9 protein-coding genes, 3 pseudogenes and 1 other annotated feature are annotated in these 14,536 nt (G+C 40.2%); of the genes and pseudogenes, 4 read left to right on the forward strand and 8 right to left on the reverse strand.

Going from position 1 to position 14,536, the window contains the following annotated elements:
- Positions 1-31 precede the first annotated feature (31 nt).
- The 3 genes from tnpC to tnpA form a co-directional block, all read right to left on the reverse strand.
- A complete protein-coding gene (gene tnpC, locus MKL33_RS06390) occupies positions 32-1,636 on the reverse strand; it encodes an IS66 family transposase (protein WP_130120076.1) in 1,605 nt (534 codons plus the stop codon).
- A 69-nt stretch (positions 1,637-1,705) separates the two neighbouring features.
- Positions 1,706-2,041, reverse strand: a complete 336-nt coding sequence (tnpB, locus tag MKL33_RS06395) for an IS66 family insertion sequence element accessory protein TnpB (protein ID WP_004691519.1) — start codon at positions 2,039-2,041, stop codon at positions 1,706-1,708.
- A complete protein-coding gene (gene tnpA / locus MKL33_RS06400; RefSeq protein WP_004762545.1) occupies positions 2,038-2,421 on the reverse strand; it encodes an IS66-like element accessory protein TnpA in 384 nt (127 codons plus the stop codon). Before tnpA ends, tnpB begins: the two co-directional genes overlap by 4 nt.
- Positions 2,422-3,336: 915 nt before the next feature.
- Between tnpA and MKL33_RS06405 the strand changes: the two genes are divergently transcribed.
- Complete coding sequence (locus MKL33_RS06405) at positions 3,337-3,759, forward strand: hypothetical protein (protein ID WP_009504779.1); 423 nt, start codon at positions 3,337-3,339, stop codon at positions 3,757-3,759.
- Between the two features lie 6 nt (positions 3,760-3,765).
- Here the strand turns inward: MKL33_RS06405 and MKL33_RS06410 are convergent, their stop codons facing one another.
- Positions 3,766-4,155 (reverse strand): hypothetical protein, encoded by a 390-nt coding sequence (locus MKL33_RS06410; RefSeq protein ID WP_270906685.1) that lies wholly within the window; start codon positions 4,153-4,155, stop codon positions 3,766-3,768.
- Here MKL33_RS06410 and MKL33_RS06415 point away from each other — a divergent pair.
- The 3 genes and pseudogenes from MKL33_RS06415 to MKL33_RS06425 form a co-directional block, all read left to right on the forward strand.
- A pseudogene (locus tag MKL33_RS06415) lies at positions 4,135-5,222 on the forward strand (IS256 family transposase); the annotation flags it as partial. The gene MKL33_RS06410 and the pseudogene MKL33_RS06415 sit on opposite strands and share 21 nt — an antisense overlap.
- Positions 5,223-5,264: 42 nt before the next feature.
- Positions 5,265-7,931, forward strand: a complete 2,667-nt coding sequence (locus MKL33_RS06420; RefSeq protein WP_002055446.1) for an excinuclease ABC subunit UvrA — start codon at positions 5,265-5,267, stop codon at positions 7,929-7,931.
- A 162-nt stretch (positions 7,932-8,093) separates the two neighbouring features.
- A pseudogene (locus MKL33_RS06425) lies at positions 8,094-9,031 on the forward strand (IS5 family transposase).
- 133 nt (positions 9,032-9,164) lie between these two features.
- Here the strand turns inward: MKL33_RS06425 and MKL33_RS06430 are convergent.
- The 4 genes and pseudogenes from MKL33_RS06430 to MKL33_RS06445 all read right to left on the reverse strand — a co-directional run bounded on the left by MKL33_RS06430 (position 9,165) and on the right by MKL33_RS06445 (position 14,492).
- Complete coding sequence (locus tag MKL33_RS06430) at positions 9,165-10,328, reverse strand: zinc-dependent alcohol dehydrogenase (protein ID WP_270906686.1); 1,164 nt, start codon at positions 10,326-10,328, stop codon at positions 9,165-9,167.
- A gap of 1,649 nt (positions 10,329-11,977) precedes the next feature.
- Positions 11,978-12,682, reverse strand: coding sequence for an IS6 family transposase (locus MKL33_RS06435; RefSeq protein ID WP_025464939.1), 705 nt, complete (start codon positions 12,680-12,682; stop codon positions 11,978-11,980).
- A 52-nt stretch (positions 12,683-12,734) separates the two neighbouring features.
- A pseudogene (locus tag MKL33_RS06440) lies at positions 12,735-13,233 on the reverse strand (cation:proton antiporter domain-containing protein); the annotation flags it as partial.
- A 39-nt stretch (positions 13,234-13,272) separates the two neighbouring features.
- Positions 13,273-14,492 (reverse strand): IS3 family transposase gene (locus MKL33_RS06445; protein WP_103270969.1). Its coding sequence is split into 2 segments (ribosomal slippage): positions 13,273-14,216 and positions 14,216-14,492, totalling 1,221 coding nucleotides; the frame shifts between segments, so codons are not numbered across the junction.
- Positions 14,101-14,217 (reverse strand) — a sequence feature (AL1L pseudoknot). (Overlaps the previous gene by 117 nt.)
- Positions 14,493-14,536: the final 44 nt, after the last annotated feature.

The following is a 14,536-nucleotide window of genomic DNA, read 5'->3' on the forward strand; positions in this document are numbered from 1 at the left end:
GTAAGCGTCCGCTGAACCCCATGCCTATTTTTTAATTTGAGTTGGATTTCCAGCGATGTGGCAGTAATTCTTCTATTTGGGTCGCTTTATGCGTCGGCAGCCTTTTCAGCACATCACTTAAATAGGCATACGGATCCAGCCCATTCAGCTTTGCTGACTGGATTAAAGTCATGATATTGGCTGCTCGTTGGCCACTGCGCAGCGAACCTGCAAATAGCCAGTTCTTTCGTCCCAAGGCCCAGGGGCGCATTGAGTTCTCTGCCCAGTTATTGTCAATGGGTAGATTGCCATCATCCAGATAGCGGCTTAAGGCTGGCCAACGCTTCAGACTGTAATTGATGGCCTTGGCGGTTGGAGAACTCGATGGCACCGTCAGATAATGTTGGTTGAGCCATTCATACAGTTGTTGCATCACCGGTTGGCTGTGCTGTTGTCGGTATTCGCGGCGGTGTTCTGCTGTACTATCGGTCTTTTTCCTGAGTTCGGCTTCTATCGCATACAGTTTCTGAATCATCAGTAATGCCTGTTCAGCGATCTGACTTTTCCCAGTCACATGTAGCTCATGGAATTTACGACGTGCATGCGCCATGCAGCCCACCTCAATGACATCGCCTGATTTAAAGCGTGCTTTATAACCACTGTAATCATCACAGACCAGATGGCCCTGCCAGCCATTCAGGAACTCTTCTGCATGCTGACCTGAACGGCTATCCTGAAAGTCATAGATCACCGCTTGAACTGGATTGTACTGTGTAGTGGCATAGGCCCAGACATAACCTTTCTTCGGTTTTTTCTCATCATCACCCATCCGCATGATGGTGACCGGCGTTTCATCGGCATGGATCACCCGCTGTTGCAGCACCACCTGTTTTAAGGCATTGGCCAGAGGTTCCAGTTCCACACCGCAGCGACCAATCCAGTCAGATAAAGTAGATCTGGACAGATCAATGCCCGCCCGCTGATAGATCAGGCGCTGACGGTACAGCGGCAAATGATCGGCATACTTCGATACCAGCACATGGCTGAGCAGTTCAGGTGAAGCAATGCCTTTATCAATCACATAGGCGGGCATCGCTTGCTGAGTCAGGGTGTCACACTGATCACAGACCCATTTGCCACGCACATGCTGTTCCTTATAGAACTGTGCCGGTCTGAAATGCAGTTTTTCACTGATATCTTCGCCGATACGACGTAACTGGCAGCCACAACTGCATTGGGTTGATGCAGGTTCATGCTCAATACGGATGGTGTGTAAATGATCCGGCAGCAGTCGACGTTTAGGTTTGTTGACTGTGGCTTTCTCTGTCGCTGCATCGGTTTTATCTGCATTCAGCCGCTCCAGTTCCAAATCAACTGCTGCGATATCCTCTTCAACCGCTTCGTCCCACAGATGGATTTGTTTTGCGGTGAGATGTTCGTTTTTACTGCCAAATTTGTGCTGTTTAAATAGTGCGAGCTCATGCTCGTATTTTTGCGTGAGAATGGAAAGATGTTGAACTTTGGCATCCAATTGCTGGTTTGATTTTTCTAATTCTTGATTTGATTGTGCCAGAGACTGATGCTGCATTGCCAACTGTCTGGTAAATTCCAGCAGTTGTTCATGGGTCAGTTGGCTTAAGTCTGGCAGCGTATTCATGACCGCAGTATGCCTGAGGTCATGACGCAGAGGAAATAGAACGTTTGGAGAATAGCAGAATGGACCAGTTTAGAGCATCGTCACCACCTGCTGTCGTCCAATGCGCTGCCAAGGTAAACCCTGGATCAGTGCCTGTAACTGTTCCGGACTGATCGCCATGCTTTCACCCTGGTGAACCTGCGCCCAGTGGAATTTTCCCTGTTCCAGCCGCCGGGCACACAGCCAGATGCCCAGTCCATCATGTACCAGCACTTTCATGCGATGGCCACGTTTATTACAGAACAGGTAAGCACAATGCGGTTTAATGTAGCCAAAGGCTCTCACCACCTGAGCCATGATAGTATCCATCCCTGCTCGCATATCCAGAGGTTGGGTAGAAAGCCAGATTTCATCAATGCGGATCATGTTGCAAGTGCCTTGAGTAATTCTGCTAAAGCAGATATTTCTGATACTTGCCATTTCAAGCCAATTTCTGCTTTTGAGTGGGGTAAAGTAATTTGAACCGTTAACATGTCAGTAGGAGTAGGATCTAATGGTGCAGAGCAAGATAAGGCAATAAATGCAGGTTTATTCGGTAGTGGTGAGCGATCATTCCCTGGCTTACCATCAATTAAGCGAATCCATTTGGATACAAGATTTGTATTCAATCCATGTTGCAAAGCGACCGAAGCAATTGAAACGTCCGGTGCTTTACAAGCCTGAACGATCTGCTGTTTAAATTCAGCACTGTATGTTCTTCGTTTTTTCGCAAGAGATGCGATGGATGTCTGGTGATTTGTAGTCATAAATTTTAGTCCCCACTTGTTTTTAAGTGGGGACTAAATTAAGGCTTATAGGATGAATTCATAAGGTGTGTTCAGCGGACGCTTACTTTTATTCCGCAAGGTGAAACAGATAAGAGAACGGATGCTCTCAAAAAAGATGCTCGTTTAAGAAAAAATTTAGGAGAGTACGGTATCTCAGATTTATATGAGGCTTGCTCTGATGGGAATGGAGGTGCGGCATATCTTGGTGATGGAATATGGATCACTTCTGGGGGAGGAGTATATGATTGGGGAAGATAAGTTAATTTATATAAACAGTTGAAGACATTTCTTCAGCTAATTTATTTAGTTTATCTAAAATTAACATAATAGAGCTTATACGAAATGCTTTTTAAAATATCCTTGTTTTTCATATAGTTAAAAATTTTTCATACCCCTGGAAAACAATAAAAAACCGACTTGGAAACAAATAGGTTTCTTTTTAAGCAATTTTGATACTTCTTGCCAATAAATTTGGTTAAAAAATAATCAAAATCGCAACTTTTCCCGATTTCTTAAGGCTTCCGTTTCTGAAATTATCCCCAATTTCTGCGGACAACTCTTGGGATAAAATAGACCAACGTTGTAAGTTAAAACTTACATGGATTTAAGGTTTTTGCGGATTGGTAATCCAAGGCATTAGCCCTATGATAAACACATAAGATATTAGATGTTTCTAGAAAACAAAAATAAGAGAATAGTGCAAGAAAGGGGCAGCAAGAGATCAGTAAAACAAGCAGCACCCCAATATAAAAAAGCCTAACAGGATGTTGGGCTTTTTTGTGTCTTGAATCTGGATTTCGCATAAGAGATTTTATGTTAAGTAGGATGAAACTAGGTTTATTTTTATAAGCTTTAGATTAGAATGATAATAAAATATTTAAGATAATGAATTTTATGAAATATTATTTAATTTTCGCAGTGATTTTTTGCTCACAATTTAGCTTTGCTAAAGCATCTGATATTTCATTTTATGACTATGGAGGTGTCCACTTATTTACGTCAAAAGATCAGTTAAAATTAAGATCAATTGAGTTTTATAAAGATAATTCTGTTACGGATTGGTCTATGTGTACTCCAATACTTACTAATAAATTAAAAGTAACGAATGTAAAATATTCTTGGGAAAAAGAAATTTCAGGATTTACTGTGAATGATCCTAAATGGGGTGAGGAATTCTATTCTGTTGATTTGAGCGAAATTCCACAAGCACATAAATGGTTATTATCGACTTTAGTGCAAAAAGGAAGAATAGTTAAAATTACATCTAGGGCGTGTGGTTCTAGTTTGACACCTTACCTTATAAGAGTAGAGAAATAAAAAATATCAACTAATATCTTTGATTTTATTATTTATAATATCTTTAATGCTTTTATTCTCATCTTGAGATATTTTCTGAAGTTGAGAATAAAGTTCACTATTTATTGTAACTATAAATGTCTTCTTGATGAATTTTTCATATAAATAATATGAGTTTATAACTAAAAAAAGTGAACCAATTACAATAAGAACGAAATTCATCCCTTTATCAAAGTAAGCTGCTAGCAGAATACCAGCTGGAGCAATAATAAAAGCAAGATGAAATATAAGGAATAAACTAGCCCATAGCAGTCCATCATTTAAGGCAGTTTTTTTCGTTTTTTTCAAACATATGATTGATATAACTGTAAAAGGAATGAGTAAAATTCCCACTCCTATTGCGGCTATGAAAAGCATCAACCTAAGAAAGGATCTAATGCACGTAATGGTTTTAGCTCCAAAACAGTTCTAACACAAGATGGGCAGCTTGCTTTAGATATCCCTCGTGATCGTGACGGCTCTTTTGAACCACAGATTATCAAGAAGCATCAAACATGCATTACTAGCATGGATGATCAAATTCTTTCGCTATATGCGAAAGGAATGACAAATAGAGAAATTGTTGCTTTTTTAAAGAAATGTACGATGCCGATGTATCTGCCTCCCTTATTAGTAAGGTGACGGATGCTGTCATTGAACAAGTGACAGAATGGCAAAATAGAACACTCGATAGTCTTTATCCTGTTGTCTATTTAGATTGCATTGTTGTTAAGGTTCGTCAGCATTCAACAGTAATCAATAAATCAGTTTATTTAGCATTAGGCATTAACCTGGATGGCCAAAAAGAACTTCTTGGCAGGTGGCTTGCTCAAACAGAAGGTTCCAAATTCTGGCTGTCAATCATGACAGAGCTTAAAAATCGAGGAGTGCAAGATATTCTTGTAGCCTGCCTTGCGAAGCAGCGCTTCTCAGGACTAAGAGGCTTTCCTGATGCGATAGCCTCTGTCTACCCTCATACTGATATCCAGCTGTGTATCGTACATGTTGTACGCAATAGCCTGAGATTTGTGAGCTGGAAGGACTACAAAGCTGTAACAGCAGGATTGAAGGCGATCTATCAGGCAAGTACAGAGGAAAATGCTTTAAAGTCCCTAGATATCTTGTGCGATCAATGGAATCACCAGTATCCAAAAATTGGAGAATCCTGGCGGGCAAATTGGGAAAATATCCGAACGATCTTTAGCTATCCTGCTGAAATACGTCATGCGATTTATACAACAAATGCAATTGAATCATCGAATAGCGTGATCCGCCATTCAACTAAAAAGAGAAAGATCTTCTCTTCTGATGATTCAGTGAAAAAGGTCATTTATTTAGCAACTTCAAATGCTGCTAAAAAATGGACCATGCCAATTCAAAATTGGCGTTTAGCAATGAATTGGTTTACGATTCAGTTCGATGATCGATTAAAAGATCATTTATAAAAAATGGGACTAACACAAAATAATTTACAGGCTCGTAGAAACATGAAAATACATTCTTTTGGTGAACACAATAACATTACTTTATCTAATAATTGTATTGAAGTTCGAGGTGCACGTGAGCATAACCTTAAGGATGTAGATGTTTCTATCCCAAGAAATGCACTTGTTGTTTTCTCAGGTGTATCGGGTTCAGGAAAATCATCACTTGCTTTTGGAACTATTTTTGCTGAAGCACAAAGAAGATATTTCGAATCTGTTGCACCTTATGCAAGACGCTTAATAGATCAGGCCGGAGTACCAGATGTTGATGCTATTGATGGTCTACCACCAGCAGTAGCATTGCAACAACAACGTGGTGCAAGTAATACCCGTTCTTCTGTTGGAAGTGTAACAACTTTATCAAGTCTCGTGCGAATGATTTATTCGCGTGCTGGTGCATATCCTGCCGATCAGCCAATGTTATATGCCGAGGACTTTTCACCGAACACTCCTCAAGGTGCTTGTCCTACCTGTCATGGTTTAGGTCACATTTATGAAGTTACAGAATCGACAATGGTTCCTGACCCAACACTCAGTATTCGTGAGAGAGCTATCGCATCATGGCCACCTGCTTGGCACGGGCAAAACTTACGCGATATCCTAGTAACCCTAGGGTATGATGTTGATCGACCATGGAAAGATTTACCGCAATCGGATAGAGACTGGATTTTATTTACTGAAGAAACCCCAACAGTTCCTGTCTATGCTGGTTTAAGCCCCGCTGAGACTCAATCTGCACTTAAACGTAAACTAGAACCCAGCTATATGGGCACTTTCACTGGTGCTCGTCGCTATGTCCTTCATACTTTTGCTAATACCCAAAGTACGTTGATGAAAAAACGTGTTTCACGTTTTATGGAAGGAAAAATATGCCCTTCCTGTCATGGTAAACGCCTTAAACCAGAAGCCTTATCTATTACCTTTGCTGGAGTAGATATTGGTGAGTTTATGCAACTTTCTTTGGATAAGTTAACTTGCCTGCTTGAGCCCATTGTTCTAGGCAATTTCGACGCTCATGATGCTGGAGAAAAGACTAATAATAAAGTAACCCAACTTGATAGATCTGAACGAGCAACAACAGGTAGAGCAGTGCATTCTGTATCTCCAGATGTAAGACGTACGTCAGCACTTTCAGATGAAAAGAAAATTGCTGCGCAGCGTTTAGCAAATGGTGTGGTGGGGCGTTTAAATCAATTACGCCAGTTAGGTCTTAGTTATCTAACATTAGATAGAGCCACACCGACTCTTTCAGCGGGAGAGTTACAACGTTTGCGTTTAGCAACACAATTAAGTTCTATGCTATTTGGTGTAGTTTATGTACTGGATGAACCGTCTGCTGGATTACATCCTTCAGATAGTCAGTCATTATATGATTCTCTCGATAAATTAAGAGACGCTGGAAACTCCGTATTTGTTGTAGAGCATGATTTAGAGCTCATGCGTCGTGCTCAATGGTTAGTGGATGTTGGACCAGATGCAGGAGAGCAAGGTGGTAATATTTTATATAGTGGAGTACCTCAGGGTTTAAGTGAGATTTCAGCTTCACGTACTGCAAGTTATTTATTTAATAAAATCCCAGTTACTCAAAGTTATGGACGTACACCCTCTGGTTGGCTTGAACTTAACAATATTTACCGACATAACCTGCATAATATTGATGCTCGTATACCTCTTGGTGTACTTACAGCAGTTACAGGTATTTCAGGTTCAGGTAAATCTAGTCTCGTTTCTCAAGCTTTACCCGAGTTAGTACTTTCATATTTAGGCAATGAATCTGAAACTGAAAACAATAATGAAAATAATCCTTTAAATGAAGGAATGTTGGTTACCGAGGTTACACAGGGTTCTCTGGCTGGTGATGTGGAGGCTATACAGCGTCTGGTACAGGTTGATCAAAAACCAATTGGCCGTACTCCACGTTCTAATCTGGCAACTTATACGGGTTTATTTGATCATGTTAGAAAGTTATTTGCTGGGACTCCTGAAGCTCGCCAAGCTCATTATGATGCTGGACGTTTTTCGTTTAATGTGGCTAAAGGGCGATGTGAAACTTGTGAAGGTGAAGGCTTTGTCAGTGTAGAATTATTGTTTATGCCAAGTGTATATGCCCCTTGTACGACATGTCATGGTGCTCGATATAATGATGACACTCTGAAAATTCGCTGGAATGGACGTAATATTGCTGAAATATTAGGAATGACCGTCAATGAAGCACGTGATTTTTTTGATGGAGAGGTCTCGATTGCTCGTTCACTACAATTATTAAAGGAAATTGGCCTTGGTTATTTACGTTTAGGGCAACCAGCGACTGAACTATCTGGTGGAGAAGCGCAACGTATTAAATTGGCGACCGAGCTGCAACGCAATCAGCGTGGAAATACACTGTATATACTTGATGAGCCAACTACAGGTTTGCATCCATCAGATGTAGATCGATTGTTAGTTCAATTGCAGCGATTAGTCGATGCGGGTAATACCGTGGTTATGATTGAGCATGATATGCGTGCCGTTGCACAAGCAGATTGGGTGATTGATGTGGGACCAGGTGCTGGAAATGCTGGTGGGAATATTGTTGTGGCAGGAACACCAAAACAAATAACAGAAAATCAAGATAGCCGTACTGCTCCATATTTAGTTAATGAGTTAGTGAGTCGTGATACTAAACATTGATATTGCGAGTGGGTAGAATAAAACCTTAAATTAAAAGCCTGTAAAATCAATCAGATATTTTTTTTAGGTGGTGTGTGAGCATGAAATCTAAAATTTTTTTCAACTAAGGGCTTTGTTGCACAAACCTATTTCTAAAGGCTTATTCCACAATATAATTTTCAAATGAATAAGCCCGCACCTAAAATCTACCGCACAACCAATTGGCCCGCATATAACCGAGCACTCATGAGTCGCGGAAATATTGCCATTTGGTTTGATCCTGCTACGCAATGGTATGCGCCATCAAAAGGCAAACAAGGGCGAAATCAAACCTACTCCGACGCAGCCATCCAATGCTGCTTAATGATTAAATCCTTATTTCGTCTGTCTTTACGTATGGTTACTGGCTTTGTGCAAAGTCTGATTAAACTTTGCGGATTAAATTGGATAGCTCCAGATTACACTACGCTTTGTAGAAGACAAAAGCATATTGATATTGTAATCAGCTACCAAAAAAGTAGAGATGGGCTGCATCTACTCATGGGCTCTACAGGCATGGAGTTTCTAGGTGAGGGTGAATGGAAGCGCAAGAAACATGGACCTGAATATCGTCGCCAATGGCGTAAACTACATATTGGTATAGATGCCAAAACCCTGCAAATACGAGCATTTCAGCTTACAACCAATAATGTCAGTGATTCACAGGTGCTTGGTGATTTACTTAATCAGATTCCACAAGATGAGCGGATTGACTCTGTTTATACCGATGGAGCTTATGACACCAAGCAATGCCGTCAGGTCATTGCAATTGCAGATCGGCAAGCGCATGCGGTGATTCCACCTAGAAAAAATGCGAAACCATGGAAAGATACAAAGAGTAGCTCGCTAGAACGAAATGAATTACTTCGAACAGTTAAACGTTTAGGCAGGATACTATGGAAAAAATGGTCAGGCTATCATTGGCGAAGTTGGTTGAAACTAAGATGCATTGCATCAAATTATTAGGAGATAAACTCAGTGCAAGGAGTTTTGATAGCCAAGTCAATGAGATTCATGCACGTGTAGCAGTGCTCAACAGATTTACGGAATCAGGTCGACCATTTACCCAAGTTACGCCTTAAATTTGGCTCAATTAGGGGCGCTTTGCATTTCAAATCTTTGTGCAACAAAGCCCTTAAAAACAAGAAAAAGAGGATTGATAAAATGATGATAAAAAATAAAAAAGCGCCTGATGGCGCTTTCCTTTAATCATATTTATGGCGTCAGAATTACTTTACGACAGTCTTCTTCTTTTTTATCAAAAATACGGTAACCTTCCGCAGCATCTTCCAGTTTCATGCGATGGGTAATAATCAGATCTGGAGACAGATCTCCATTTTCGATATGTTCTAGCAACTGCGGCAAGTAATTATGCACATGAGTTTGTCCCATTTTAAAGGTTAAACCTTTGTCAAAGGCATCACCAAACAGGAAGCCGTGAATTGGACCGGCATAAACTCCAGGTACACTCACCACACCGCCGCGGCGGACCGCTGCAATACATTGTCTTAACGCTGAACCACTCGAACCTTCTAATTTCAGGTTAGTCATTACAGTTTCCAGCATGCTGCCTTTGGCTTCAAAACCGACCGCATCAATGACGGCATCGACTCCACGATAACCCGTGGTATTTTGAATGATAAATTCAGCGGCATCGACTTCATCAAAATTGACCGGAATCACCCCATAGGTTTGATGTGCGAAACTCAGACGATAAGGATGGTGATCGACCATAAAAATCTGCTCGGCACCGAGCATCCGCGCACAGGCAGCAGCCAGCAGACCGACTGGGCCAGCACCATAAATCGCCACACTGGAACCTCGACCAACTTGGGCATTGTTCACTGCTTGCCAGGCGGTTGGCAGAATATCAGTCAGGAATAATACTTTTTCATCAGGCAGGGAACCTGGCACTTTAAATGGTCCGATATTGCCCTTGGGAATCCGTACATATTCAGCCTGACCACCCGGTATACCACCATACAGATGGCTAAAGCCAAATAAAGCTGCCCCTGGTGGAATCTGTTTTTTATTGAGAATTGCACCACGGCCGGTATTGGTATTTTCACAGGCAGCCATTAGTTCATGTTCACAGAAAAAACAGTGACCACATGCAATCACGAAAGGAATAATTACCCGGTCGCCTTTTTTGACTTCTGTGACTTCAGGGCCGACTTCTTCTACAATTCCCATAAATTCATGGCCGAAAATATCGCCATCTTTAGTGGCCGGAATTTTACCCCGGTATAGGTGCAGATCTGAGCCACAGATGGCAGTCGCTGTCACCCTTAAAATGACGTCATCTGGTTCCTGAATCACTGGATCTGGAACGGATTCAACTCGTACATCCCGAGCACCATGATAGGTAAGAGCACGCATGCGGATTTCCTCTTTCTAGTTCAACATTAAACAGACTCGTATCAAGGCTGCCAAAAATAAAAAACACTTTTATTAGAGCCTTATGCACCAAGAAATCGCTGTAAATTAATGTATGAAATAAGACATCCGAGTGTTTAAAAAATAAACTTATATAGGGTTTACGTAATTAGTGACCTTATGTGTCGAATGAATAGAAAAGAACAGAATTAAAGAAACATCTAGTAATTTCTATAACTTATAGATTGTTAATTCTGTGCTATCTATTATTTTTAGAAATAAATGTCCCTAACATAATCATAGAGGTACTAACTCCCCCTATTACTAAACTCATGAGTATTATTTCTATACTTAATATCTCTGTCCAATGGCTATGGTCACTCCACGGAATATATATGCCATGTCCAAATAAAAAATTTATAGTGCATAAAATAAGGAAGCTAATGAGAGTGGATATTATCAAGGTAACTATAAGATTTTTCCAAACCTCCTTATTTTTAGAAAGAGTTATTACTTTAATCGTTATACTCTGTAAATAAATATCGTAGATTTCAGCTCTAAAAATTTGATTTATTTAACAATATTTTAGTATTTGGCGTATTTTGCCAGTGAATATTATTTGATTAGTACACAAAATAGTGAACAGAAACTAGCTGTGGTTTCTTGTTGGCTTTCAAAGATCTTTAGTTTATAAGCCCACCTCACTTTCCTTGAGTGGGCTTTTTTTATGCTATTGCTTCGCTCGGCAAATATTTTTTAAACAAAAAAATGATAAAGAAGCCTTTTAGATACATCTTTTAAACATTTTGATTCATATTGCATTTATAATAAATATGCTAACTAGTTGTTCCATTCCCTCAGAGGTTAGTAAAAACTATTGTTTCAGCATGAAATAATGATTTGGCCCACTTCTGTGGGTTTTTTAATGCCTTAAAACGCTCTCGTTTGCCCTCTAAGGTCTTTTTCATTTCATATTTTTTACAATTATCATTAGTCAAGAAATGGATCAGATATGAAGTTAACGCGCTTAAATGGTTTAATCACTTATAATTGATTCATGAATCCTTTGTTTTTCCTTGTCATTTTCTATCTTAACGGCTAAGGCTAATACAATTATCATTGTGATGAGACAGATTATTTTGATCTTCATTTTTCTGCCTCCACTTAGAAATAACTTAATGAATATTAGCATTTTAACTCGATACTTTGAAGTATGATTAAGCCTTGTTTCAAAGTCGAGTTATTTTGCGAGGCGGTGATCTCATTAGTAATGATAAAAAATAAGTAAAGTACCACTCACCTGATATTTTTTAGGGTCGATTAGGCACCAGTCATAGGTTTTTTCTTTAATGTTATTCGGTTCAAATAAGTACACAGCTTTTTAGTCATAATTCTGATTAATATTTTTCCATTACACTCTTTGATTTGTAGCGGATATTTTTAAGTATAGTCATATCAACTCTATGTTCGTCTAGTTCATCTTTGCTTGGTACATACAGGAATATTGCCAAAAAGAACACCATAAGAGAGCTTGTAATCAGAGAAAAGGTAGGGGCAAAATTTTAATGCCAGTTGATCGCTCGTAGATACTCGCTCGGTTCGGCACTGTTGCAAATAGGGATCTGAGTCGATGATTTTCCCTTCAAAAAAGCTTAGAGACCGAAAACTTTATTTACTAGCCAAACTTCTCCTAGAATATTACCGTTATAAAATAATGAAGCTTGTGCTTTGCGTAGAGCACGCATAACCTCAATACCTTTAATTGTGGCATAAGCCGTTTTCATAGACTTGAATCCCAACGTAGCCTTGATGATCCGTTTAAGCTTGCCATGATCACATTCAATCACGTTATTCTTGTATTTAATCTGTCGATGCTCCAGATCTTCAGGACACTTTCCTTCGTGTTTTAGTCGCGACAAAGCACGGCCATAGGTATGAGGCTTATCAGTGTTTATGACTCGTGGAATCTGCCATTTTTTGACATGATTCAAAATCTTACCAAGAAAACAATAAGCTGAATGGGTATTTCGTCTAGCAGAAAGATAGAAATCAAGAGTATGGCCACGTTGGTCAACTGCTCGGTATAGATATGCCCATTTGCCATTCACTTTTACGTAAGTTTCATCCAGATGCCATAAATGTCGATCTTTAGGATTACGCCAATACCAACGTAAACGTTTTTCCATTTCAGGAGCATAACGCTGAACCCAACGATAAATCGTGGTGTAATCGACATTTACTCCCCGTTCAGCGAGCATTTCCTGAAGTTCACGATAGCTGATGCCATATTTACAGTACCAACGGACGGCCCAAAGAATGATTTCGCCCTGAAAATGACGACCATGGAAAGCATTCATCTGCTGATCCTTTAGCTAAAAGAGTATTTAGCTTACCATCAGCAGCTATTTGCAACAGTGCCACAATTGCCAATAAAGGGACAATCAACAAGTCTTCAAACAGCAGAATCGAGACAATTTTTTGTCCGCGTGGTTGAGCAATGTCTCCACGATCTCCCAAAAGTTGCATTACAATTGCAGTCGAGGTGAGTACAAAGCCTGCAGCACACACAAAACTCACTTGCCAAGAATAGCCATAGACCAAGCCTACAGCCGTTAGCCCCAATGAACAGGCACTAATTTGTAATGTACCTAATCCAAAAATTTCTTTTCTTAAACTCCATAAATACGATGGACGCATTTCTAGTCCAATCACAAACAGATACATCACAATACCAAGCTCAGCGATATGCAGAATAGACGCAGAATCGTAGAAAAATGCCAGTCCAAATGGACCAATAATTAATCCTGCAATTAAATATCCCAATACCGAGTTTAATCCTAGGCGCTTGATTAAGGGGGACTGCGATCACTGCAGCCGTGAGCAATATGACAGGGGATAGAAGGCTGATTGAAACGTACCGGGTTTGTCGGAGACTTTTTTATTTAAGTTAGGCCACCTGACCTAACGGGTTAATCTTATCATAGTACATTGCTTCAAACTCAAAAGGCGATACATAACCCAGTGCACTGTGTACACGCTTTTTATTGAACCAATCTACCCAGTTTAGTGTCGCAAGTTGTACATCTGCTAAACCTTGCCAATCTGCTTTTAGATATTCAATCACCTCTGTTTTGTATAAGCCATTCACCGTTTCAGCCAAAGCATTATCGTATGAATCACCAGTCGTACCGACTGATGCTCGTAAATTTGCTGCTTCTAAACGATGGGTATAACGAATGGAAAGATATTGCACACCTCTGTCGGAATGATGAATCACATTCTTTGGCATGCCTCGATCATGCAATGCTTGCTCTAATGCATCGAGCACCATATCTGTATTCATTCGTGTAGATACTTTCCAGCCAACAATTGCTCGTGAGAACACATCAATAATAAAGGCGGTATAGACCCAGCCTGAATGAGTTTGAATATACGTAAAGTCACTGACCCACAGTTGGTCAGGATGATCAGCAGTAAAATTACGTTTCACTAAATCATCTGCTCGTTTTTGGTCATCTCGGCTACGGGTGGTTTGTTTGTTCTTACCTCGCCAAACACCTTGTATACCTAGCTTTTTCATTAATCGAGCAACAGTACAGCGTGCAATAATATAGCCTTCACGTTTCAGTTTTTGCCAGACTTTACGTACACCATACCGACCTGAACTTTCCTTCCAAATTCGTTTAATCTCCTCAGCATGATGCAAGTCATGTAAATCTCGCTTTGCTCGATGTTCTGGATTTTCGCAGAGATCTAGAGTCCGGTAATAGGTTGAGGGTGCGATCGGTAAAATTCTACAAATCGCCTCGACTCCGTACAGCTCTTTATTATTATGGATAAAATCCACCATTATTTGTGTGGGCGGTCGAGCTCCGCCTGGGCGAAAAAAGCGGCTGCTTTACGTAGAATCTCATTGGCGCGTTGCAGTTCTTTATTTTCACGTTCGAGTTGTTTAATACGTTCTTGATCTGAAAGCTGCTGTACTTTAACTGGATTTAGTTTATCTAAATATTTTTGATACCAAACACGTAGTGTTTCAGGAGTACAACCTATCTTGGGAGCAATAGCGGTGATCGCAGCCCAATTCGATGGATAATCTTTTTCAGATTCAATCAATAATTGAACCGCTCTTTCTCTGATTTCAGGGGTATATTTTAATTTTGTCATCGGGATAGTCTCTCAGAATATTGACTCTCCGACAAACCCGGTAC

The sequence above is a fragment of the Acinetobacter sp. AOR43_HL genome, assembly GCF_027854635.1.
GTDB lineage: Bacteria > Pseudomonadota > Gammaproteobacteria > Pseudomonadales > Moraxellaceae > Acinetobacter > Acinetobacter pittii.